The 21,430-nt window shown below is 57.3% G+C and carries 24 protein-coding genes; 16 read left to right on the top strand and 8 right to left on the bottom strand.

Features of this window, described 5'->3' with window-relative positions; translation table 11 throughout:
- Positions 1-6: 6 nt before the first annotated feature.
- Together SLH49_RS15115 and SLH49_RS15120 are read right to left on the bottom strand one after the other, a co-directional pair.
- The gene (locus SLH49_RS15115) at positions 7-1,239 is read right to left on the bottom strand and encodes a hypothetical protein (RefSeq protein ID WP_320269995.1); all 1,233 of its coding nucleotides are present in this window, start codon (positions 1,237-1,239) and stop codon (positions 7-9) included.
- 90 nt (positions 1,240-1,329) lie between these two features.
- Entirely contained in the window at positions 1,330-2,046 is a 717-nt protein-coding gene (locus SLH49_RS15120; RefSeq protein WP_320269996.1) for a uroporphyrinogen-III synthase, read from the bottom strand.
- 67 nt (positions 2,047-2,113) lie between these two features.
- Here SLH49_RS15120 and tsaD point away from each other — a divergent pair, with 67 nt between their 5' ends.
- From tsaD to SLH49_RS15145, 5 genes are read left to right on the top strand one after another with little or no spacing between them, the layout of a single operon-like run.
- Entirely contained in the window at positions 2,114-3,196 is a 1,083-nt protein-coding gene (gene tsaD, locus SLH49_RS15125) for a tRNA (adenosine(37)-N6)-threonylcarbamoyltransferase complex transferase subunit TsaD (RefSeq protein ID WP_320269997.1), read from the top strand.
- A complete protein-coding gene (locus SLH49_RS15130) occupies positions 3,193-4,155 on the top strand; it encodes an NAD(P)H-dependent glycerol-3-phosphate dehydrogenase (protein ID WP_320269998.1) in 963 nt (320 codons plus the stop codon). Before tsaD ends, SLH49_RS15130 begins: the two co-directional genes overlap by 4 nt.
- A complete protein-coding gene (locus SLH49_RS15135) occupies positions 4,156-4,428 on the top strand; it encodes a YciI family protein (RefSeq protein ID WP_320269999.1) in 273 nt (90 codons plus the stop codon).
- A complete protein-coding gene (locus SLH49_RS15140; protein ID WP_320270000.1) occupies positions 4,428-4,847 on the top strand; it encodes an EVE domain-containing protein in 420 nt (139 codons plus the stop codon). Before SLH49_RS15135 ends, SLH49_RS15140 begins: the two co-directional genes overlap by 1 nt.
- A gap of 51 nt (positions 4,848-4,898) precedes the next feature.
- Positions 4,899-5,294, top strand: a complete 396-nt coding sequence (locus SLH49_RS15145; protein WP_320270001.1) for a DUF1761 domain-containing protein — start codon at positions 4,899-4,901, stop codon at positions 5,292-5,294.
- A gap of 222 nt (positions 5,295-5,516) precedes the next feature.
- Here the strand turns inward: SLH49_RS15145 and SLH49_RS15150 are convergent, their stop codons facing one another.
- Positions 5,517-5,858 carry a DUF2853 family protein gene (locus SLH49_RS15150; protein ID WP_320270002.1) on the bottom strand — a complete coding sequence of 114 codons (342 nt, stop codon included), beginning with the start codon at positions 5,856-5,858 and terminating at the stop codon, positions 5,517-5,519.
- Positions 5,859-6,125: 267 nt separating this feature from the next.
- On the opposite strand from SLH49_RS15150, the gene SLH49_RS15155 reads away from it, so the two are divergent.
- Positions 6,126-6,656 carry an outer membrane protein gene (locus tag SLH49_RS15155; RefSeq protein WP_320270003.1) on the top strand — a complete coding sequence of 177 codons (531 nt, stop codon included), beginning with the start codon at positions 6,126-6,128 and terminating at the stop codon, positions 6,654-6,656.
- A gap of 51 nt (positions 6,657-6,707) precedes the next feature.
- Here the strand turns inward: SLH49_RS15155 and SLH49_RS15160 are convergent, their stop codons facing one another.
- Positions 6,708-7,490, bottom strand: a complete 783-nt coding sequence (locus SLH49_RS15160) for an extensin family protein (protein ID WP_320270004.1) — start codon at positions 7,488-7,490, stop codon at positions 6,708-6,710.
- A gap of 6 nt (positions 7,491-7,496) precedes the next feature.
- Positions 7,497-8,882 carry an adenosylhomocysteinase gene (ahcY, locus tag SLH49_RS15165; protein WP_320270005.1) on the bottom strand — a complete coding sequence of 462 codons (1,386 nt, stop codon included), beginning with the start codon at positions 8,880-8,882 and terminating at the stop codon, positions 7,497-7,499.
- A gap of 373 nt (positions 8,883-9,255) precedes the next feature.
- Between ahcY and SLH49_RS15170 the strand changes: the two genes are divergently transcribed.
- The 10 genes from SLH49_RS15170 to SLH49_RS15215 all read left to right on the top strand — a co-directional run bounded on the left by SLH49_RS15170 (position 9,256) and on the right by SLH49_RS15215 (position 17,309).
- Complete coding sequence (locus tag SLH49_RS15170) at positions 9,256-9,846, top strand: HD family hydrolase (RefSeq protein WP_320270006.1); 591 nt, start codon at positions 9,256-9,258, stop codon at positions 9,844-9,846.
- Positions 9,843-10,376, top strand: a complete 534-nt coding sequence (locus tag SLH49_RS15175; RefSeq protein ID WP_320270007.1) for a GNAT family N-acetyltransferase — start codon at positions 9,843-9,845, stop codon at positions 10,374-10,376. The genes SLH49_RS15170 and SLH49_RS15175 overlap by 4 nt, the downstream gene beginning before the upstream one ends.
- 54 nt (positions 10,377-10,430) lie before the next feature.
- Positions 10,431-12,482 (top strand): bifunctional diguanylate cyclase/phosphodiesterase, encoded by a 2,052-nt coding sequence (locus SLH49_RS15180; protein ID WP_320270008.1) that lies wholly within the window; start codon positions 10,431-10,433, stop codon positions 12,480-12,482.
- A 57-nt stretch (positions 12,483-12,539) separates the two neighbouring features.
- Positions 12,540-13,151, top strand: a complete 612-nt coding sequence (locus SLH49_RS15185) for a ribonuclease D (RefSeq protein WP_320270009.1) — start codon at positions 12,540-12,542, stop codon at positions 13,149-13,151.
- Positions 13,151-14,119 carry a KpsF/GutQ family sugar-phosphate isomerase gene (locus SLH49_RS15190; RefSeq protein WP_320270010.1) on the top strand — a complete coding sequence of 323 codons (969 nt, stop codon included), beginning with the start codon at positions 13,151-13,153 and terminating at the stop codon, positions 14,117-14,119. The genes SLH49_RS15185 and SLH49_RS15190 overlap by 1 nt, the downstream gene beginning before the upstream one ends.
- 2 nt (positions 14,120-14,121) lie before the next feature.
- On the top strand, positions 14,122-14,721 hold the full coding sequence (locus SLH49_RS15195; protein WP_320270011.1) for a hypothetical protein: 600 nt from the start codon (positions 14,122-14,124) through the stop codon (positions 14,719-14,721).
- A gap of 31 nt (positions 14,722-14,752) precedes the next feature.
- Positions 14,753-15,238 (top strand): LptA/OstA family protein, encoded by a 486-nt coding sequence (locus SLH49_RS15200; protein WP_320270012.1) that lies wholly within the window; start codon positions 14,753-14,755, stop codon positions 15,236-15,238.
- Positions 15,238-15,999: an LPS export ABC transporter ATP-binding protein gene (gene lptB / locus SLH49_RS15205; protein ID WP_320270013.1), complete on the top strand. Its 762-nt coding sequence runs from the start codon at positions 15,238-15,240 to the stop codon at positions 15,997-15,999. The genes SLH49_RS15200 and lptB overlap by 1 nt, the downstream gene beginning before the upstream one ends.
- A 233-nt stretch (positions 16,000-16,232) precedes the next feature.
- The gene (gene hpf, locus SLH49_RS15210) at positions 16,233-16,817 is read left to right on the top strand and encodes a ribosome hibernation-promoting factor, HPF/YfiA family (RefSeq protein WP_320270014.1); all 585 of its coding nucleotides are present in this window, start codon (positions 16,233-16,235) and stop codon (positions 16,815-16,817) included.
- A 27-nt stretch (positions 16,818-16,844) separates the two neighbouring features.
- Positions 16,845-17,309, top strand: coding sequence for a PTS sugar transporter subunit IIA (locus SLH49_RS15215; RefSeq protein WP_320270015.1), 465 nt, complete (start codon positions 16,845-16,847; stop codon positions 17,307-17,309).
- Positions 17,310-17,315: 6 nt separating this feature from the next.
- Here SLH49_RS15215 and SLH49_RS15220 read toward each other — a convergent pair whose 3' ends face one another.
- From SLH49_RS15220 to SLH49_RS15230, 3 genes are read right to left on the bottom strand one after another with little or no spacing between them, the layout of a single operon-like run.
- Positions 17,316-18,749, bottom strand: a complete 1,434-nt coding sequence (locus tag SLH49_RS15220; RefSeq protein ID WP_320270016.1) for a sulfotransferase family 2 domain-containing protein — start codon at positions 18,747-18,749, stop codon at positions 17,316-17,318.
- Entirely contained in the window at positions 18,746-20,449 is a 1,704-nt protein-coding gene (locus SLH49_RS15225) for a beta-1,6-N-acetylglucosaminyltransferase (RefSeq protein WP_320270017.1), read from the bottom strand. Before SLH49_RS15225 ends, SLH49_RS15220 begins: the two co-directional genes overlap by 4 nt.
- The gene (locus tag SLH49_RS15230) at positions 20,446-21,405 is read right to left on the bottom strand and encodes a glycosyltransferase family 2 protein (protein ID WP_320270018.1); all 960 of its coding nucleotides are present in this window, start codon (positions 21,403-21,405) and stop codon (positions 20,446-20,448) included. Before SLH49_RS15230 ends, SLH49_RS15225 begins: the two co-directional genes overlap by 4 nt.
- Between the last annotated feature and the right edge of the window lie 25 nt (positions 21,406-21,430).

The following is a 21,430-nucleotide window of genomic DNA, read 5'->3' on the forward strand; positions in this document are numbered from 1 at the left end:
ACGCCCTTAACTATCGCTGAGTGAGGTGAAAAGCATATCGATGGCCGCCACTGCGTCGGCCCGGATTTCGGCCTGGGCCAGCCATTCGGACATCTCGGCACGCGCCACTTCGGGCAGCGCACTGATTTCGGCCAGTGCATCGGCGAGACGCCCTGTGCGTACCGCAGCTTCAGCCCGCGAAAGGACCGCATCAGCGCTGATGCCTTCCTGCGGCGTGACCGAGCGGACATCGAACTGATTACGCAGGAAGGCACCAAAGCCGGTCGTCTCCTCACCCGACACACCTTCGCGGCGCGCCGTTGCCAATGCGGCGCGCGCCACTTCGGGGAATGTGTCCTGCAGACTGGCCAATGTCGGTATGCCGTCTTGTGCCGCCGTCAAGGCGTCGGGGGCTGGCGCTCCCAATGCCTCTTCCAAATCGACGAGAGCCGCTCCAAGCGGGGCGCCGCTTTCCATACCAGTTTGCAACCGGGACAGTGCAGCGCGCCCTGCCGCAGCGCGCGCTGCCGATGCGGCATTCTCCTCAATGGCTGCGGCCTCGGCCCGCGCGGTATCAAGCTGCGTTTGAGCCGCACCTGCCATTGCGGCAATCTCTTCTCTGAGTGCGGCAATCTCAGCCTCATAATTGGCCAAAGCGGGCACAGAGGCAGCGCCTTCGCCACGCGGCAGGTTTTCCAGCGCCGTCAGCCGGTCATCGAGCGTGGCGATCTGATCTGTCATCTCGGCAATCTGATCGGAAAGCGCGGCTTGCGCCGCCTCCATGCCACTCAAATCAATCGGTGGTGGTGGGTTATCCACTGCATCCTGCAGCGCTGCAATCGCATCCGCCTGGGCTGCAACCTGCGCAGGCAATTCCGTATCCGGTTGCGGCATGTTCACTTGTGCGACCGCATAGCCGATCCCACCCGCGATCAGCCCGCCAAGCAAAAGTGGAATGAACCCGCCACGTTGCTTTTCCGGTGCGGGCTTCACTGGCGCGGAGGTCGGTGCATCTCGCGGCGCGGCTTCAGCCGCTGCGTCAGGCTGATCCGCAGAGGCATCATCACCGGTTTTCTCAACAACCGGAACGGATGGCGCCGCAGACGCGGCCTCAACCGCCGGTTTGATCAGAATTTCGGCGGGAATGGCATCAAAAAGCAGCTTTTGCGCATTGTCCGATTCGGTCGCGTTCTGTGGCGCTGGTGCCGATTCTGCTGACTTGGGGGGCGCCTTACGCCCCTTGGCTGGCTGTTTTGCCACGTTTTCACCCTTTTTGCGCCCCGACCCGCCAGTGGGCAAGTGACATATTATGTTATCCCGACCCTTGCCAACCCTCAAGCGATCCGACGGTCAGTCATCATCATGTGAAATGCGATGAAGCTGTACCAGTGTTGCGGCGATCATCGCGTCCTCATCGGGGTGGGCGGCGATTGTGACCGAGCGTGGTGCGACCTCATACGCGGCATCGGCAACCGCCTGACTCATCGCGACGATATCAAGCGGTGCTGAGAACGGACCTTGTTTGCCAAGGATCGTCGCGGTGCGTGGTGAAAATAGAGGGCAAAGAACGGGCCGGGTTTCATTCAGAACCTTCTGCGCTTCAACCGCGAGCGGCTGGGCGATCTGGTCATACGCAATCACATCGCGGCATGGGATGCCTGCGACCCCAAGCTCTGAGCTCAAGTCGCCACGGCTATGCCTGCCCCGCAGATGCGCAAATTCTCCCTTCTGGGACTGTGCAATGATCAGATTGGCGAGTGCCGCAGCATCTCCGGGGCCGGTGATGGTTTCAAAACCTGCCGAACGAGCCAATTCGGCCGTTTTCGGCCCTACACACCACGCGCTAAGACCCGGACCAAGGCCGACACTGGCAGCGGCGGTCACCCCATGGGCGGATGTGAAAACAAGATCGGTGACATCCGAAAGATCATTTACGATCGGTTGGAAACTGATCGCGATCAGGGGCGACAGAACGGTATCCAGCGGCCCATCCCAACGGCTTTCCAAGGCCCTTGCAAAACCCAATCCCTGCGCTTCAGGGCGTGTCACGATCAGCGTTGGGGTCATGGGGCACCATTGTTTGCACTGGCGGGCAGTGTTACCTGCCATCGGGGAACACGCAACCGGATGGCAGATGACCGCAGACCTGACGCTTCTTGGGATCGAAAGCAGCTGTGATGACACGGCAGCGGCCGTTGTGCGCGGGACGGAGATTTTGTCGTCCATCGTCTATGGCCAAACCGCCCTGCACGCCGATTTTGGGGGCGTCGTTCCCGAAATCGCTGCCCGCGCACATGCCGAGAAGCTCGATCACTGTGTTGAGGCTGCTTTGCGCGAGGCGGATCTGTCTTTTGCTGCCCTTGATGGCGTGGCTGTGACCGCCGGACCCGGCCTGATCGGCGGGGTCTTGTCGGGCGTCATGTGCGCCAAGGGGATCTGCGCCGCGACAGGATTGCCGCTTATCGGCGTGAACCATTTGGCGGGCCATGCGCTGACGCCGCGACTGACTGATCAGATCGCCTACCCTTACCTGATGCTGCTTGTCTCTGGCGGGCATTGTCAGTTCCTCTTGGTCAACGCGCATGACAGCTACACGCGGCTGGGCGGCACAATAGATGACGCTCCGGGTGAAGCCTTTGACAAGACCGCGCGTATTCTCGGCCTTCCACAACCAGGCGGACCCGCGGTTGAAGCGGCGGCGAAGGGCGGCGATCCGACGCGGTTCATGCTGCCGCGCCCACTCTTGAACCAGCCGGGTTGCGACCTGTCGTTTTCCGGATTGAAAACCGCAATCCTGCGGGCGCGCGACAGCATCGTTGCCGAAAAAGGTGGACTGACAATTGAAGATCAAGCGGACCTCTGCGCCGGGTTTCAGGCCGCTGTAACCGACGTGTTGCGCGAAAAAACACGCCGCTCACTGGACATCTATCTGGCACAGGACCCCGCAAAGCCCAGCTTTGCGATTGCGGGTGGTGTCGCTGCGAACGGGCCGATCAGAGATGCGATGCTGCAACTTTGCGCGGCATCGGGCACCGCGTTCATCGCGCCACCCTTGCATCTCTGCACCGACAATGCCGCGATGATCGCCTATGCAGGGATTGAGAAGATGATGCATGGCGGCGTGGATGATCTCACCCTCGCCGCGCGACCGCGCTGGCCGTTGGATGATCAGGCAGCACCGATGCTGGGCTTTGGCAAGAAGGGGGCAAAGGCGTGAAGATCGGGATTGCAGGCGGGGGAGCTTTCGGCACCGCATTGGGCGTTGCCCTCGCACTTGATCACAATGAGGTCGTGCTATGGGCGCGGAACGCCGATGCCGTGGTCACAATGCAGGCCGAGCGAACTAACGCGCGACTGCCCGGCGTCGTGCTTCCGCAAGCGATGACTTTCGCTGCGGCGCTAGAACCCCTTTTTGCCTGTGACATCATCCTGCTCGTCATCCCGGCGCAGACATTGCGGGACTTTCTGACCACCCATAAGACTCATCTGGATGGCAAGTATCTGGTCGCCTGCTGCAAGGGCATCGACCTAACCCGCATGACCGGCCCCGCAAGCATGATCCGCGATGTGGTTCCTGACGCTATTGCCGCGATGCTGACCGGCCCGAGCTTTGCCGCAGACATCGCACGCGGTCTGCCCACGGCGCTTACCATCGCCTGCGATGAGGAGGCTGCGGGGGCGATCCTACAGACCGCCCTGTCCACAACCGCCATGCGGCTTTACCGGACGACTGATGCTGTCGGGGCGGAACTCGGCGGGGCGCTGAAAAACGTGATGGCCATCGCGGCCGGTGTCACGATTGGGGCCGGCTTCGGCGGAAGCGCCCGCGCCGCCTTGATCACCCGAGGATTTCCCGAGATGCAGCGGCTGGCGATGGCATTGGGTGCAAAACCCGACACGCTGGCCGGGCTCTCTGGCTTTGGCGATCTGGTACTGACGTGCACCTCGGACCAGTCCCGCAACTATCGTTATGGTCTGGCCCTTGGTCGTGGACAGGATTTCGACGCAGGCACAACAGTCGAAGGTGCGGCCACAGCACGGGCCGTGCGCCAATTGGCTGCAAAGCTTGAACTTGATATGCCGATCTGCAGGGTTGTGGCCGACCTTACAGATGGACAAACTGACGTGCCAACTGCGTTGAACACCTTGTTGTCACGCCCCTTAAAGGAAGAATGAATGCGTTTTGCCCTGATGACCAAAGACAAACCCGGCGCGCTGCAAACCCGGATGGATAATCGCGCGGCGCATCTCGACTACGTTGCCGAAACTGGCGTGGTCGAGGTGGCAGGCCCGTTTCTGGACGATGATGGGCAGATGTGCGGATCGCTCATCGTACTTGAGGTTCCCGATATGGCAGCGGCAGAAGCATGGGCTGCGAATGACCCTTATGCCAAGGCCGGCCTCTTTGAAGAAGTGACATTGCGCGCGTGGAAGAAGGTGGTTGGCTGATGGCATATTGGCTTTTCAAATCCGAACCCGATGTCTGGGGCTGGGACAAACAGGTGGCCAAGGGCGCGGTGGGCGAGGAATGGGATGGCGTGCGCAATTATCAGGCCCGCAACAACATGCGCGCCATGAAGCTGGGGGATCTCGGGTTCTTCTATCATTCCCGCACCGGGCTGGAGATTGTCGGGATCGTCGAAGTCTGTGCAGAGGCCCATCCCGACAGCACCACCGACGACGACCGTTGGGAATGCGTCGATATCAAAGCGGTGAAGCCGTTCGAAAAACCCGTCAGCCTTGAGATGATCAAGGCCGAACCTCGGTTGAAAGACATGGTACTCGTCAACAATTCACGTCTGTCCGTCCAACCGGTGACATCGGACGAATGGCAGCTGATCTGCGCGATGGGTGCGACAAAGCCCTAGCCTGCGACAAGTCGGCGCGGCATAGTCCCCTCCAAAAGATGGGGGATAAACATGGAAATTCTTTCGGTGCTGGTTGCGGCTTTCGCTGCATTCGTGTTCGGCGCTGTCTATTACATGGTACTGTCAAAGCCATGGATGGAAGCCGCACAGATTGCCATTGGTGATGACGGCAAACCAGTCAATAGCAGCAATCCAACACCCTACATCGTGTCGTTCATCTGCATTATTCTGGTGGCTGGCATGATGCGGCACACCTTTGCGCTTTCCGGGATCGACACAGTCTCCAAGGGCGTTCAGTCCGGTCTTGGAATCGGGCTGTTCTTCATCACTCCGTGGATCTTCATCAATACCGGCTATTCTGATCGACCATGGAAGCTGGCCGTCATCGACGGTGGATATGCGACTCTTGCCGCTGCAATCATCGGCGGCGTGTTGATAGCGCTCTAAATGAAATGAGGGTCCGGAGAAACTCCGAACCCTCTTTCACCCCGCGCGTACCAAGCCACCACACGCAAAGAAATCTCTAGGTTCGGATCATTCTGACCCTGTACTTCTCATACAGAATTTCGACGGTCTCGTGCAACGAAATAGCCCTGAAAACTTTAGTCAAATGAGTGGCAGAGACAGAGCGCGCCCGCCAAACCTTTGGCAGGCGCAATGGTGTGTGAGTTAGCCGTAGACTGCTTCTTTTTTGAAATGCTTGGTCAGCATGTAGTACACCACCGCGCGATACTTATTGCGCTCCGATTTGCCATAAGTATCGAGGACCGATGAAATTGCGCCATCAAGTTCTGGGCTGTCTTTCAGACCGAGCTTCTTGATCAAAAAGTTATTTTTCACCGTCTCAAGTTCGGCGGGCTGACTGCTCGCCACCGTGGACGCATCGGCATTATAGATCGCCGGGCCGCAACCGATTGTGACCTTGGTCAAAAGGTCCATGTCAGGCGTTATGCCACATTTGTTCTTGAGGTCGTCCGCGTACTTTTCAATCAACTCGTCTCTTTTACCCATGAGAGTGTCCCCCGCTGTTCGTGTTATTGGTCAATATCCGCTGCCCAAAGCAACGCTCGGGCACGTTAATGGCAGATGCGACTTCCGGTAAAGCCCAAACCAAAGCAGGCGGCGATGTTTTGCTTTGGACCCCGCCTAGGTCAAGGGCATGAGAAATCCAGGAATTTGCCGCCGGAAATACCTCACAAAAACGTTCCAGAAGAAGGCAAATCCATCCCATGGATCGCGCCGTAAACCGATGGTCAACGAAAGATAAAGGAAATCGTAATGACACTTAAGAATATCTTACTGGCATCGGCCATTGTCACCTTCCCTGCGGCTGGCTTTGCAAGCGACTGGAATGGCCCCTATGCGGGTATTGCCGCCGGCAGCGCTGAAATCGACACCGACGAAGGTGCCGAGCTTGACGGTGACGGCAACTCACTCGGTATCTTTGCGGGCTACCTGTTCAACCTTGGCGGCGGTCTCGTCTCTGGTATTGAAGTCGATTATGACGAAACCGAATATGACATTGGCGATGGTGCTGTTGAAGTGGATTCGACCGCACGGATCAAGGGGCGTTTGGGTACCGAACTTGGCAGGGGTCTGGTCTACGGTACGCTAGGTTTCGTCAGTGCGACGTCGCCTGAACTCGGTGATGATACAGGCTATCTTGTTGGAATCGGGTACGATTTTCCCATCACCGAAAACATCGATCTAGGTGCCGAATTGCTGAACCACGAATTCGAGGATTACAACGATTCAGGTATCGATGTGGGTGTGACGACGCTGAAAGCGCGGATCGCGTTCAACTTCTGATATCGGTCGCAGCCTCATCAGAAAGGGCGCGGCACAGTTCGCGCCCTTTTGCTATCGGCACAGTCCCCAGCCCACTGATTGCAAGTGAAAGTGATCCGCGTGGAGCGCGTTGAAATCTGGCGAAAGGGTCACGCGGAACCAGTCGCAGGCGCTGTCCCGTGCGGCACGCAGAAAGGCGGCCTCAGGCCCCGCCCCATCCCAATCGCGCAGCAGGCTGATCTGGCGTCCATCGGCAAAGGCAAATCCCGAGATATCGATGGCATCTGCGGTGGCATGGGTGCTCATCCGTTCTGACGGGCCGGAGGTGGTGCGGATGGTGCGGCAATTATAGCTGCCCGATTGATCCACACGCGCCAAGGTCGTTCCCAGAATATCGCGTGCGGCAGGCTGCAGCCCGTGCCGCTCCCACATCGCCATGCGCAGGGCGATGGCACAGCGGGTCTCGATGGGGCTCATCCGCGTCTCACCCACCGCGCGCAGATTGACGCGACCCGTGATGCCGCATTGATCACTTTCCCGGAAGTCAGACATGGGCTGCAGTGCTGCGAAGCCCTCAATCGTCGTCAGACAGCTTTCGGTCGAGGCTAACGCCCGGTTCAGCTTCCACTCGGTCAGCGCCGTTACCGGCTGGCTGACGACCAGCGGCTTGGTCGGGTTCCAGTGCGGTGGCAGTGGCGTGCCGGGATGGACCAGAAGCTGATAGAGGCCGAAACCGAGCACACCGACAAAAACAAACGCAGCCAGGCCCCTGATCAGGGCAAGGCTGCGTCCCTTGTTTTTGCGCGTCTGCTTCGCGGCATCCTGCGCCATTGCCTGACGTCTGGCATGCCGCATGGGCGCTTAGTACCGGTAATGCTCTGGCTTGAACGGCCCTTCGACGGTGACGCCGATGTAATCCGCCTGCTCTTTTTTGAGTTCAGTCAGCTTCACGCCGATCCGTTTCAGATGCAGGCGCGCGACCTTTTCATCCAGATGCTTGGGCAGGATATGCACGCCGATCTCGTACGCGTCACCGTTGTTCCACAGTTCCATCTGCGCCAGCACCTGATTGGTAAAGGACGCGGACATCACAAATGACGGGTGGCCCGTCGCATTGCCGAGGTTCAAAAGCCGCCCTTCGGACAGAAGGATGATCCGGTTGCCGGATGGCATCTCGATCATGTCCACCTGTTCCTTGATGTTGGTCCATTTGTGGTTCTTGAGCGCCGCGACCTGAATCTCATTGTCGAAATGGCCGATATTGCCGACAATCGCCATATCCTTCATCTCACGCATATGTTCGATGCGGATCACGTCCTTGTTCCCAGTGGTGGTGATGAAGACATCAGCCGAGTCGAGCACGTCTTCCAGCAGCACGACCTCAAACCCGTCCATCGCGGCCTGCAATGCGCAGATCGGATCGACTTCCGTCACCTTCACACGGGCGCCCGCGCCAGCGAGTGACGCAGCAGAACCCTTGCCCACATCGCCATAGCCGCAGACGACAGCGACCTTACCGGCCATCATCGTGTCAGTTGCACGGCGAATGCCGTCAACCAGCGATTCCTTACAGCCATATTTGTTGTCAAACTTCGACTTTGTGACCGAGTCGTTGACGTTGATCGCGGGGAATGGCAGTTGCCCATTCTTGTGCAGATCGTAAAGGCGATGCACACCGGTGGTCGTCTCTTCCGACACACCTTTGATCGCGGCCTTGGTCTTTGCAAACCAGCCGGGGCTTTCAGCCATACGCTTCTGGATTTGCTTCTTGATCACCTCTTCCTCTTCCGAGGTGGGGACGGCCAGCACATCCTCGCCTGCTTCCATACGCGCACCGAGCAAAACGTATAGTGTCGCATCGCCGCCGTCATCGAGGATCATGTTGGGGCCTTCGGGGAACATGAAAGATTTATCGAGGTAGTCCCAGTGTTCTTCCAGTGTCTGCCCCTTGACGGCAAAAACCGGCGTGCCACCCGCTGCAATTGCTGCCGCCGCATGGTCTTGCGTCGAGAAGATATTGCACGACGCCCAGCGCACATCGGCACCCAGCTCGACCAGCGTTTCAATCAAAACCGCCGTCTGGATCGTCATATGCAGCGAGCCGACAATGCGCGCGCCAGCCAGCGGCTTTTTGTCACCATATTCCTCGCGCAGGGCCATCAGACCCGGCATTTCGGTCTCTGCAATATCGAGCTCTTTGCGACCAAAATCTGCAAGGTCGATGTCTTTGACAACGTAGTCTTTCATTCCCGCCTCCTGGGCCGTGTCAGTGTGGGTTGCGGCGCTGATAGCAGGGCCGTGCTGGTGCGGCAATGGTGCCTTTGTCGCGCCCGAAAGGCGTTCCATGGGTATCGATTGCAGTCTGTGGTTAATGTCGTCCTAACAACCAAGGGGTGCGAAGTGCAGCAAGGGCATTTTGCACTATTTTCCGTGCTGATTTTTATCGAATGTACAGTCATGCGCATCATCTTTAGCTGCGAAACCGTTGCAGTTTACACTGGCAACCCTAGTCCAGATCATCCTATGACAGCCCTATGTCGATCGCCGTGAAATCGCCTCTATCTGATGTTGCCAACAATGATCCCCCTTGGTTGCGGAGCATCCCCATGCAGGCAATGGCATGAAACAACACCGCGCATGGCAACGCATGCTGTCGGGGCGGCGTTTGGACCTTTTGGATCCCACACCAGTGGATATCGAGATCGAGGATATCGCCCACGGTCTGGCGTTTGTAGCCCGGTGGAACGGGCAAACCAAGGGCGACTATGCCTACTCGGTGGCTGAACACTCCTTACTTGTGGCCGATATCTTTGCCCGGCAGCAACCTCAGGCGCCGACCAAGTGGCAGCTTGCCGCACTTCTTCACGACGCCCCGGAATATGTGATCGGAGATATGATCAGCCCGGTGAAGGCGGCGGTCGGGCCGGATTACGGCGCGCTCGACGAACGTTTGACCGCAGCGATCCATCGCCGCTTTGGTCTTCCAGCTCTGCTTCCCGCGACCATCAAGAAACAGATCAAGCGCGCGGATAAACTGTCCGCTTGGCTTGAAGCGGTGCAAATCGCGGGTTTCACGCAAACTGAGGCGAACAAGTTCTTCGGCAAACAAGACGCAGCTTTGGTGGCGGAGTTTCAGATCAGATTGCGTCCCCCATTGGATGTCCGCGATGATTTCACACGCAGGCATCATACATTGATGGCATCACTATGATCATTCGTCTGGCCAAACCCTCAGATGCGGCAGATATGACGGCCCTTTTGAACGAAATCATCGCGGCAGGCGGAACGACCGCCCATCAACGGCCCTTTGATGACCAGCGGATGCAGACGGAATACATTGCGCCCGAGATGAACATCGCCTGTCATGTGGCCGAAATTGACGGTCGGGTCGCCGGGTTTCAGTCATTGGTCAGACCAGGTCCAGAAACAAATTCGGAATTGGTGGGATGGGCTTACATCGCGACCTTTGTGGCCCAGGACGTGGCCGGAAAGGGGGTTGGACAACACCTTTTCGCAGCGACACGAGCAAGCGCGCAGGCCGCTGGCGTTGAGACAATAGATGCCACGATTCGCGCCGACAATGTGCCGGGTCTACGCTACTACAGCGGTTTAGGATTTCAGGATTACGATCGTCTCAACGACGTTCCCTTGCGCGACGGCACGCGCATCGACCGTCTGCGCAAGCGCTACGATCTGCCGCAGGGCGATGACCCCGAAAAGTCAAAATTGGCTCAACTCTAACTTAATCAATCTGCGTCAGGGTCTGTCCGGTGAGAATTCGCAGGATCCCGTTGGATGCAGCTTTTTACGTCAATTGCACGTCGTGCATTCAAGTTTTTGTCGCGCCGGAATGCCGAGCGTCTTTGGATGCACTATGCCTTTGCGCTGTCCATCATCTTTGCGCTGCTTTTTGCCATAGATCAGGTCAATCGCACGATCACCGAACGTGGAACCGCGGCAAAAACTGTGATGAGCGTTGGTAGCAATCAGGTGCTTCTGGGTTACGATATCTTGCTGCAAACCGAAGCTGCGATCGACGACGACGCCCGGCTCTTCCAGACGCTTGATCAAAACATCGCTGCATTTGAGCAAGCGCATGCTTACGTCATCTCATCGCCAATCTGGTCTGATGCATTGCAGAACCACTACTTCGAAACCGAGCGGCCGTTGGATGACCGCGTTAGGATTTTTGCCGATCTTGCAAAGCGCTTACCGACGGCCGGGCCGGTTGAACAAAGCATTATTCAGAGAGCCTTGAACGAACGCTACACGGCTCGTGGTTTGAAAGGGGAATTGCGGGCGGCAACGGAACTGATCGAAAGCACGGCACGGGCAGAAATTGACCGATTGTCAGATCTGCAAGCGACGCTGATCAAGCTGTCCGTTGCAATGCTGGTCATCGAGATTCTGATTGTCTTCGCCCCCGCACAACTGACGGTCACGGCCAATATCCAAAAGCTTCGCAAGCAAAGCGAACGTCTGCAAACATCGCGTGAAGAGCTGCAAGATGCCAACAGCTGGTTGAATTACATGATCAACCATGACCCGCTGACCGGCCTGCCCAATCGCAGTTCGCTGATGACATCGTTGAAGGCCGCTCTCTCCGATCAGGACGGACCAGAGATGAGTGTCATCCTGATTGGTTTGGACGATTTCAAGTCGATCAACGATTCTGCGGGTCATGACTTTGGCGATGCAGTGCTTTGCGAGATGGCGCTTGTTCTCAAAAGTTGTGTCGACGATGACCACGTCGTTGCGCGGATCGGCGGTGATGAGTTTGTGTTGATTTCCGATGAAGCTGCACTGGAATTGGTTGGCCGGATTCGCGCATCATTTGCGGAGCCGCTTGAGGTGAATGCCCGGCGTATCCCGCTTTCGATGAGCATCGGTTACATGGAGATCTCCGCCGGCAAACAGGATCCGCTAAGCGTGATTGCAGATCTCGGCTTGGCGTTGCAGGTTGCCAAGAACCAAGGTGGCAACCGGTCACAGCATTTTCACGATCAACTCCGCGATGAAATCGGCAGCATGCGCCAGTTGCAACTTGATCTTGTCGACGCCATCAAAAACGGAGAGATTGAGCCCTGGTTTCAACCGCAAATCCGGCTGTCTGATGGCACACTACACGGCGCAGAGGTTTTGGCCCGCTGGCGCCACCCCAAACGGGGCCTGTTAACGCCCGACAAGTTTCTCCCAGCGGCAGAGTTATCTGGCCTGATGGTTGATGTCGATCACAGCATCTGGCAGACGGCAATTAAGCTGGCAGATCGTTGGCAATACGAAAACCTTTGGCGGCCATGCATCTCACTTAACGCTGCACCAGATACGATCTCAGACCCCTACCTGATCGAACGTTTTCTTTTTCAGCTGCAAAAATCTGGGCTTGAAGCGGATCAGGTCGTGATTGAGGTGTTAGAAACGACATTGATTGAAGGCAACGATGATATGGCTGCGATCAATATCGATAGCCTCGCCGAGTGCGGTATCGCGCTCGAACTTGACGACTTTGGCACCGGCTACGCCTCGCTTTCTAAGCTGACTCAGCTTCCACTCAGCGGAATTAAGCTGGATCGGTCGCTTGTTGCGCCTTTGCCCGATCAAAGCGCGGACAGCGTGGTGCGGGCAATCCTGGCACTGGCCGGTGAGCTTGGGTTGCATGTGGTCGCCGAAGGCATTGAGGAAGATGTTCAGGCTAACCATTTAAACAGTCGCGGTTGCGCCTTCGGCCAAGGCTACGGCTATGGCAGGCCCATGCCGCCCGACGAATTCCGCGATTGGTTGAACCAAAACGCTCATCGCACCCTGCAAGCTGGCCAAGAGCCTCAGGTCGCTGCAAAGCGGGCTTGAGCATCCGGCTTGCACCACGTATTTGCAGAACAGTAGCAGCAAAGTGAGCCGCGTCAGATGGCAAATCACCTTTATGCAAATGATCTGCCAGAGGGTTTGGATCTTGGTCCGATTGTGGCAATCGATTGCGAAACGATGGGGTTGAACCCGTATCGCGACCGTCTATGCCTGATCCAGATGTCAGCCGGAGACGGTGATTGCCATCTAGTCCAGATCCAACCTAATCATTTCGGCGCGCCAAATCTTTGTGCAATGTTGGAGAACCCCGATGTTCTGAAGCTGTTTCACTTTGGGCGCTTTGACATTGCTGCCCTCCATCAAACATTTGGTGTACTAACAAAGCCGGTCTATTGTACCAAAATAGCGTCAAAACTGGTCCGTACTTTCACTGACCGACACGGACTTAAAACGCTTTTGCAGGACATGTTAGGCGTCGACATCTCAAAGCATCAACAGCAAAGTGACTGGGGCGCAAAGAGATTGACCGACGCGCAGTTGGACTACGCAGCCTCAGATGTGATTTACCTTCATCGGCTCAAAACCGCGCTTGATGGGTTGTTGGTGCGCGAGGGGCGGGCAGAATTGGCGCAATCCTGTTTCGAATTCCTGCCAACACGTGCGAAACTCGACCTCGCCGGATGGCCCGATGTAGACATTTTCGCACATTGATGACAGCGCATTCTCACTTTCTGGAAACCGGGCGAGAGGTGATTAAGACTGAGGCTACCGCACTAGAACGCCTCGCCGAGCAGCTTGATAGTTCTTTTGATGCGGCAGTGACACTTTTACTGAACACAAGCGGCCGCGTAATTGTCTCTGGCATGGGCAAATCCGGACATATCGCACGCAAAATAGCGGCGACATTTGCCAGTACGGGGACGCCTGCGCATTTTGTCCATCCGGCTGAGGCGAGCCACGGCGACCTCGGTATGATGACACGCGGTGATGTGGTGCTCGTATTGTCGAATTCTGGTGAAACGCCCGAATTGGCAGATCTTGTGGCCTATACCCGCCGCTTTGACATCCCGATGATCGGCGTGGCGAGCAAGCCGGGCAGCACCTTGCTGCAACGAGCGGATATCTCGATTGTTCTGCCCAATCTGGGCGAGGCCTGCGGAACGGGAATTGTCCCGACCACATCGACAACAATGACCCTTGCACTGGGAGACGCATTGGCAATCGCGCTCATGAAATATCGCGATTTCACCCCGGAGAACTTCCGCGACTTTCACCCGGGGGGCAAACTCGGCGCGCAGCTTTCCAAAGTGGCAGACCTCATGCATGTGGGTGACACTGTGCCTCTTGTCCAGGTTGATACGCCAATGAGTGATGTTTTGCTGACCATCAGCCAGAAGGGATTTGGCGTCGTTGGCGTGCTCGACGGCAAAGACGGCCTTGTCGGCATTATCACTGATGGTGATTTGCGACGGCACATGGATGGATTATTGACCCATCAGGCGGGCGAAGTGATGACACCGCAACCTCAGACCATCGCCCCGCACGCCTTGGCTGAAGAGGCGTTGGCTTTGATGAACAATCGGGAAATTACAACTCTATTCGCGGTGGATCCCGACGCCGCAGGCAAGGTTGCCGGTATTTTGCATATTCATGACTGCCTGCGTGCTGGTATTGTCTAAACATGCGCGGCAACGACAATCTGTATTCTGCAATGGTCGGTTGGGCCAAAATCCTGCTGCCGCTTTGCGCGCTTGCACTCCTCGCCACGCTGTTTCTGTTCGCGCGGGGGCAAAACGAGCCTACCGAAATCACCTTTTCCGAAGTCGAGGCCATCGCGAGGGAACAGCGGCTTTCAGCACCGAGGTTTTCGGGTGTCACTGATGACGGCGCGATCCTGTCGATCCATGCACGCTCGGCCCGGCCCGATACAACGCAGCCAGATACCGTCAACATCGATGACTTGCAAATGCGGATCGACAACCCTGGCGGAAGCCATTTGACCGTAACAGCAACGGAAGGGGAGTTGGACGGACGCAGCCGCCTGGCGCGGTTTCTGGGTCTAGCGCGGCTCGAGACGTCTTCGGGTTTCCAGATGGAGACGAATGGGCTGATTGCTGAACTTGATTCCGGTCTCGTGACGTCGGACGGATTGCTTGAAATCCATGCCCCATTTGGGGAACTGACTGCCGGGCAAGTGACATTTCAGGTCTCTGCCGAGAATACTGGACAGCAGATGCTGTTCACCGATGGTGTAAGGCTGCTATACGAACCGCAAGAGTAACTGCCGAAGCATCAAAGGACGCCTGTTTCCCGTGTTCAGAATCATTCTACCTGTGATTGCATCAGTCTGTCTTTGTGCAGGCACAGCGCTTGCACAGACCAGTATCGATCTAGGCGGGGTTGAGGTGGACACATCGGCTGCCATCGAGGTGACCGCCGACAGCCTGGCTGTGGATCAGGATACAGGCTCCGCCGTCTTCAGCGGGAATGTGGTGATCGGCCAAGGCGATCTGCGCCTGTCGGCTGGCCTGGTTGAGGTGATTTATGTTGCCGAAAGTAGCGCCATCGCACGCCTGATCGCCACTGACGGCGTCACATTTGTGACGGCCAGCGAGGCGGCCGAAGCACAAGACGCCGATTACAATGTCGAAACCGGGCTGCTGACTCTCAACGGCGATGTTCTGTTGACCCAAGGGGCCAGCGCGATTTCGGCTGAAACGATGATCATCAATCTCACCGATGGGACGGCTACCATGGATGGTCGGGTCCGCACTGTGTTGCAACAAGGTCAGAATTGATGGAAACGCCCCCCAACCTCAGCGTGCGTGACGGTGACGTCGGGCTTCACATTGTCAGCCTGCGTAAGAGTTATCGTAAACGTCCTGTCATTCGTGATGTCAGCATCGATCTCGGCAGGGGCGAGGTTGTTGCATTGCTGGGTCCGAACGGGTCGGGCAAGACAACGTGCTTCTACGCCATCGCAGGGCTGATCACAGCAGAAGGTGGCAAGGTCATCATCGATGGGCGCGACGTGACGACGCTGCCGATGTATCGCCGCGCCCAGCTTGGCATCGGCTACCTGCCGCAAGAAATGTCGATCTTTCGCGGCATGACAGTTGAAGACAACATCATGTCTATTCTTGAGATTGCTGAATCTGATCGGCACCGCAGAAGAGAGCGCCTGGAAGCGTTGCTGTCAGAGTTTTCGATTGAGCATCTGCGCCGCGCCTCGGCACTGGCGCTGTCCGGTGGTGAACGGCGTCGCGTGGAGATCGCGCGCTGCCTTGCCGCCGGGCCCAAATACGTGCTTCTGGATGAACCTTTTGCGGGTGTTGATCCCATTGCTGTTGGCGAAATTCGCCACCTTGTGGCGGATCTCAAAAACCGTGGCATTGGCGTACTGATCACCGATCACAACGTGCAAGAGACGTTACAGATCGTCGACCGCGCCTATATTCTGCATGACGGCAAGGTGCTGATGAACGGGACAACCGACGAAGTGATTCAGGACGAAAACGTGCGCCGGGTCTATCTCGGAAACAACTTCCGCGTGAATTAAGGGCGTAGCGCCCACCTCATAGCATCATTGACAACCCACACCATTTCGTCGCCAAATGGGTGAGATGACTGACTCGATCTCTTTACGCACGATCGCGTGCATCTGGTCGACGCACCGACCGGCTCAGCGAAGAAAAGACGGGCGTTATCGTTTTCCAATGACATGACAGCGGTGAGACAGCCCCCCGGGGGAGGCTGCGCAACCATGTCAGAATAGCAACTACGGGAGAAGCGATGCGGTATCAAATCAGTGGAAAACAGATCGACATCGGAACGGCATTGCAGACGCATGTACAGACTGAGCTTGCCGACATCCTCAGCAAATATGCCGGGCGCCCGACCGACGCACATGTGGTTTTCTCCAAGTCGGGGCATGAATATGTCTGCGAATCCATCGTTCATCTTTCGACCGGATTGACAGCGCAGGCGACTGGTAAAGCGAACGAGATTTATGCAGCTTTCGACAGCAGCGGTGAGAAGATGGACAAACAGCTGCGCCGCTACAAACGGCGCCTGAAAGATCATCATGCGGGGCGTTCACAACCAGTTGAACTTTCAGATGCCGGGTCATATATCCTGCAGCCAAAGGACGAGTCGGAAGAGGCTTCAGCGGAAACCGAAGACGCTGTTAACGCCATGATCGTGGCAGAGACAGAGACCAAGATCCAATCTTTGTCTGTCGGTGAAGCAGTGATGCAGATGGAAATCGCAAGTGCTCCTGTACTTGTGTTCCGCAATGAGAAACATAATGGAATAAACGTCGTCTATCGACGCGACGATGGTAATATTGGCTGGATTGACCCAAGAAATGCGGGTTGACCCGCTCAGATTTGGTGAGACGATCCTATGCAACTCGGCGAGATTTTGCAGCAATCTGCGGTCAAGACGATTTCATCATGCACCAGCAAGAAACGTCTCTTCCATGATCTGGGAGAGCTGGCAGAGAGCAGTTATGAGCTGAACGCGACCGCGGTAATCGAAGCGCTGATCGAACGCGAAGGGCTAGGTCCGACAGGTGTTGGACATGGTGTGGCCCTTCCTCACGCCCGGATCGCGGGTGCGGATGCCGTCAAAGGCATTTTTCTGCGGCTTGAAAAGCCTCTGAATTTCGATGCGGTTGACCGTCAACCAGTCGATCTGGTGTTCGCGTTGATTGCACCGGAAAGCGCGGGCGTGGATCACCTCAAAGCCTTGGCGCTTGTCTCAAGAACGTTGCGCGACGCCTCTGTCTGCTCCAAGCTGCGCGCCAACAGCGACCCGGCGACACTGCACACAATCCTGACCGAACAGCAATCATCTCAGGCGGCCTAGGGGCCACTATCCCCAGTTTTCAAATCCGAATACGGCATAATCGCGCGTGTAAGCAGCACGCGCAGCTTCTTCCACTTGTGCGTCATAGATTGCTGCGAGCCAGCTTTCGTGAGGATGCTCCGTATCGAGAACGGTCATGTCAGTCTTGATCCCAATCTGCCCTACCAAATCTGGCAGATCATCCTGCAATCGCTCCTCTCGTAGGATGGCATCGGGCATCATGAATTGCGCAAAGCCTTGCAGTAACGTGGATTGTCCAGCCCAGGACGGGTCAACCCGAATGCTGGTTTGCGCAGACAAGTTGTTCCGCAAAAACCGCAAGAACGCCAGAAATGCCGCACGATGCGCCGCGACATCGTAGTCATTGGTTTTTGAGAGATCAGGCGCGTGCGCCGGAATTGGCAATCTGTGAACCTTGCGCAGACTGGCGCGGATTTGGCCAAAACTGCCCGGCCCATCCAGTAGGATGCGGTCGCAAAACGCCGCATGCGCACGGGCGACAGGATGCCGTAGAACAGTAAAGGCCCGGTGTTTGACATGGTACTGCTGCCATTGTCGCAAGGTCTTCTGCGTGAAACCAGTTTTCAGTTCTGACACACTTACGCCGTCAATCCCGGCGAGCCATTGCGCGATCGCGTCCTCTGGGCCAGAGCGGAGCGGCATGTGGATCAGCCCGCTTTTGGCGGCGGCGACATATGTCGGGATGGCGGGGCCACGGCGCGGTTCAAAATGCGGCGTGCGGTCCAGATCAAAACGGTCCATTGCCTGCAAGCCCGCCTGCATCTCTGCGTAGTTGGCAACACGCGCCTCCAACGGTTCCGGGTTCTGTTTCTTCAGCTTCCTGTTGAGGTTTGACAGACGCGCAGCAACACCCAGATAGGCCGCCAGACCGTTGATGATTTCGACGTCGCGCAGATCGTCATAGCCCATGTAGAAGGCCGTTTGCCCCGCACGCTGCAGCGTGTTCAGGACCTTGATCTGGAAGTCCTGAAGCTTGCGCATATGCGCCTCAAACGCGGCGGTATCGAACGCGATTTGCGTCGATTTTGCATGGGTCGCGTTGGTCAGCTTCCACTGGCCAGTGGCTTGCGCGAGCTTCCAGCTGACAAAACTGTCGAGCGGATTGCGTGTCAGGATGATCTTGGCGCAATGCGGGTCGTTCAGGCAGCGGTCCAACACACGGGGATCATGGTCATGAAAGTAACGAAACCCGCAAAGGCCGTCCTGCGCCTTGATCCGATCGAGCATGGCAAGCGGATCGTCCTCCCGCGCCTGAAGTGTGATGCCCAGGATGTCTTGCGTCTTCGGGTAACCGATGAAGGCGGGGTTAAACAACTCTCCGAAACAGTGAACGCCTTTCAGATCGTTCAGGTTCGCCTCAAGAAAGTTGGATCCAGTCCGCATCTCGGCCAGAACGATGAAGGACGTGAATTTCGTCATTGACGCCCGACGATGTAAGGTTTGGGTATGGCGCTGCGGTCAGCGGTCGGGGCCTGCTGTGCGCTAAACTGACCGGTGAGGAAGGGATGCATACCCTGGTTCTTCAGGTCTTGCAGAAAGCCGGCCAGCCCCTGCAAATCCGCCATCTGCGGCAGGGCTGTCACTGCGCTCCCGCGGTGGCCGGCAATCTCGTCAATGATGGATTGCAGGACTTCGGTAGGTGCCTCGACGAATTCGGCGAGGGTCATGATCTGAATTCGCGCGCGGGCATGGGGTGCGCGGAGGACGTTCAGAAACTTATGCTCAATCCGCTGTAGACGCGCGGCCTCTGACCGAACCTCGCTCGCCGCACGGCCAGACAGGAATAGCGGCACCGCCCAGGCGCCCGAGACCACCCAGATCCGCGCCTGCGTGTCTTTGGCCAACATCCACCGGATATCTTGCGTGTCCGCTGGCCCGAATTGAAAACATTGATGAGTCTCGCGCCCGTTCCAGATCAGGTTGGTCAGGAACATCCGCCCGTTATAGTCACGCAGTCGCGCGCTGTCAGAGAGCCCACCCCGGTCCAGTGTGGCACCACTGGCAAAATGCGCACGGTCCTTTGCAAAAAGATGCCCATGCACTTCGGCGCCCGTGCGTTTGGCCAGCCATTGCGCGAAATCAGGGACAATATCGTCAAAGCCCTGAAACACCGAATAGGGAGCCGCCGCCAAACCGTTTTCATGGTCGCGGTTGGGGAAACGGCTTTGCATGTAAAGGCCATGCCGCCCGCGCAGCCGCCGGTCCACGGCACTTGCAAAAATACGGTCGATCCGTGCCGTGTCGGGCTCCTGCAGGACGGGAAGATCCGTCGTCTTGCGAGGAAACGCCCGATATAGCCCATCGGCATGCGGCCAAGCCTTGCGCGCGACGAAACAGCCGGAACGCATCAGCAGCGGGGCATGATCATCGTAAAAAATATGGGGTTTGCCTTGAAAATCGAACTTGGACAGGGTGAGAGAGCGGCTCTCGATCCTGGTTGCATGACGGCGAACCAGCGTCTGGTAATAGCTTTCATCGGGGATCCAGACATGCCTGAAGAAGCGGTCGAAGACGCCGCGCTGCGGGTCATCCAGAATCGCGCGTAGTGTCTGGCGCGTGAGGCACCACCATTGCGACCCCATATGAGGCACGACACCTTCTGGTAGCTTGCGGCGGAAACGCACCAATTGCTGCAGCCTCACAAATTTGTCGAAAAGCCAGCGCTGCTTTTTCCAGGAAAACGGAAACAGCAATGTGAACCTTTCACGGTCAAGGCCACCCACCGGCCAGGGCACATCGGCCGTCGTCGCACTTTCGATGAAATCGGTGTCAGGATGCGCTTCCAGATAAGCGCAAAGTTCGGTCACCGGGCGCAAAGGCAGGCAAGCACCTGAGGCCAGATAGACGTGGCGGACATCGGGAAAACTATCCAGCATCAAGGTGGCCGCCGCCTGCGACGCCGCGACAAGGCCCCAGCCCCCCCATTCGCAGCGATGCCGCCTGCAAAGCAGCACATTGTCCATCTCGCCCAGCGCTTTTGCAAAGCTGTCATAGCTCTGCTGATCCACCTTCGCGTCAACATGCACTACAACCGGACAGCCGCCATCGACCCAATGGCGGATCATCTGCTCGGCCCGGTCAAAGGCCGTGTGAACCAACATGATGACGCCAACACTCATGCCCAGTTTCCCTTGGACATAAGGCCCAGCGCTTCAAGCTGGCGCCAGTTGATGTATTGCTCGCTCCACTGCGACCAAAAGGTGGGATCAGCGCCATGGCGGGCCACGTAGGACTGGTATTCTTGGCCCTTCTTGTAATGCTGCGCCCGTTCCGCCTCTTGCGGCGCGCGTTCGTGGAAGGTGTTCAGGAACTTGGCGTGCAGCAGGATGCCAGAGGTTTTTTCGCCGCCACCCTGATCGTAAACAAGGTTCAGCCCCCGTGGCAGCATCATATGGGTCGAGCTGACATAGGCATAAGGTTTGCGCCATTTCACCAGCGGGATCTTGTTAAGCGCCGGCGCTTTCTTCGGTTTCTCAGCAAAGAACATCCGCGCCCTCGGGCCACCCTGAATCCAGAGATTGCGCAGAAGCTTGTTCCGGCTCATCACGTAATTACCAGGGTCAAACCAGTTCGCGACCTCCAGCGGGTCCTGGCCACGCGCGTAAGCCGCATCGCTCACCGGACCCTTGGGATACATATCAAGCAGCATCGCCCCGAATGACCGCACGGCGCAGGCGTCCAGCCAATCGGTTAGCGCGCGGATGGGTCGCGTGTCGCAGAACGGGTAGACGAAAAACTCATCCACATCGACGGTCAGCGCCCAATGATCATGGGCATATTTGCCTTGCAGATAAGTCAGCCAGTCGACGCCATAGCGTGCGTCGCCATAGCCTGCCTTGGTCGTCCACAGCGAGACATCCTCTTGCTCGGCCAGATATGCGTCCCCGCCATCCTCACTGTTGTTGTCTACAAACAGGAAGTGGTTGATGCCAAGATCGCGATAGTAGCTGAGGAAATACGGCAGGCGGACATCTTCGTTGCGCAACGTGCAGAACAGCAGGATGTCATCGGCCCGGATTTGCGCCGTCCGATCACGCGCCGGCGTCAGTTCACGCGCCTTCAGCCGTGCGCGCATCTTCCAGCGCTTGCGCTGCCACCGC

Origin of the sequence: Cognatiyoonia sp. IB215446, from assembly GCF_033963825.1 — a bacterium.
GTDB lineage: Bacteria > Pseudomonadota > Alphaproteobacteria > Rhodobacterales > Rhodobacteraceae > Yoonia.

Excerpts from the sequence above, each read along its gene's own strand:
- hpf (WP_320270014.1), top strand. The coding sequence starts at position 16,233 with ATGCGGTATCAAATCAGTGGAAAACAGATCGACATCGGAACGGCATTG.
- SLH49_RS15230 (WP_320270018.1), bottom strand. The coding sequence starts at position 21,405 with ATGCGCGCACGGCTGAAGGCGCGTGAACTGACGCCGGCGCGTGATCGG.
- ahcY (WP_320270005.1), bottom strand. The coding sequence starts at position 8,882 with ATGAAAGACTACGTTGTCAAAGACATCGACCTTGCAGATTTTGGTCGC.
- SLH49_RS15185 (WP_320270009.1), top strand. The coding sequence starts at position 12,540 with ATGGCAAATCACCTTTATGCAAATGATCTGCCAGAGGGTTTGGATCTT.
- SLH49_RS15225 (WP_320270017.1), bottom strand. The coding sequence starts at position 20,449 with ATGAGTGTTGGCGTCATCATGTTGGTTCACACGGCCTTTGACCGGGCC.
- SLH49_RS15135 (WP_320269999.1), top strand. The coding sequence starts at position 4,156 with ATGCGTTTTGCCCTGATGACCAAAGACAAACCCGGCGCGCTGCAAACC.
- SLH49_RS15145 (WP_320270001.1), top strand. The coding sequence starts at position 4,899 with ATGGAAATTCTTTCGGTGCTGGTTGCGGCTTTCGCTGCATTCGTGTTC.
- SLH49_RS15190 (WP_320270010.1), top strand. The coding sequence starts at position 13,151 with ATGACAGCGCATTCTCACTTTCTGGAAACCGGGCGAGAGGTGATTAAG.
- SLH49_RS15215 (WP_320270015.1), top strand. The coding sequence starts at position 16,845 with ATGCAACTCGGCGAGATTTTGCAGCAATCTGCGGTCAAGACGATTTCA.
- SLH49_RS15170 (WP_320270006.1), top strand. The coding sequence starts at position 9,256 with ATGAAACAACACCGCGCATGGCAACGCATGCTGTCGGGGCGGCGTTTG.
- SLH49_RS15160 (WP_320270004.1), bottom strand. The coding sequence starts at position 7,490 with ATGCGGCATGCCAGACGTCAGGCAATGGCGCAGGATGCCGCGAAGCAG.
- SLH49_RS15195 (WP_320270011.1), top strand. The coding sequence starts at position 14,122 with ATGCGCGGCAACGACAATCTGTATTCTGCAATGGTCGGTTGGGCCAAA.
- SLH49_RS15180 (WP_320270008.1), top strand. The coding sequence starts at position 10,431 with ATGCAGCTTTTTACGTCAATTGCACGTCGTGCATTCAAGTTTTTGTCG.
- tsaD (WP_320269997.1), top strand. The coding sequence starts at position 2,114 with ATGACCGCAGACCTGACGCTTCTTGGGATCGAAAGCAGCTGTGATGAC.
- SLH49_RS15220 (WP_320270016.1), bottom strand. The coding sequence starts at position 18,749 with ATGACGAAATTCACGTCCTTCATCGTTCTGGCCGAGATGCGGACTGGA.
- SLH49_RS15140 (WP_320270000.1), top strand. The coding sequence starts at position 4,428 with ATGGCATATTGGCTTTTCAAATCCGAACCCGATGTCTGGGGCTGGGAC.
- SLH49_RS15175 (WP_320270007.1), top strand. The coding sequence starts at position 9,843 with ATGATCATTCGTCTGGCCAAACCCTCAGATGCGGCAGATATGACGGCC.
- SLH49_RS15155 (WP_320270003.1), top strand. The coding sequence starts at position 6,126 with ATGACACTTAAGAATATCTTACTGGCATCGGCCATTGTCACCTTCCCT.
- SLH49_RS15120 (WP_320269996.1), bottom strand. The coding sequence starts at position 2,046 with ATGACCCCAACGCTGATCGTGACACGCCCTGAAGCGCAGGGATTGGGT.
- lptB (WP_320270013.1), top strand. The coding sequence starts at position 15,238 with ATGGAAACGCCCCCCAACCTCAGCGTGCGTGACGGTGACGTCGGGCTT.
- SLH49_RS15150 (WP_320270002.1), bottom strand. The coding sequence starts at position 5,858 with ATGGGTAAAAGAGACGAGTTGATTGAAAAGTACGCGGACGACCTCAAG.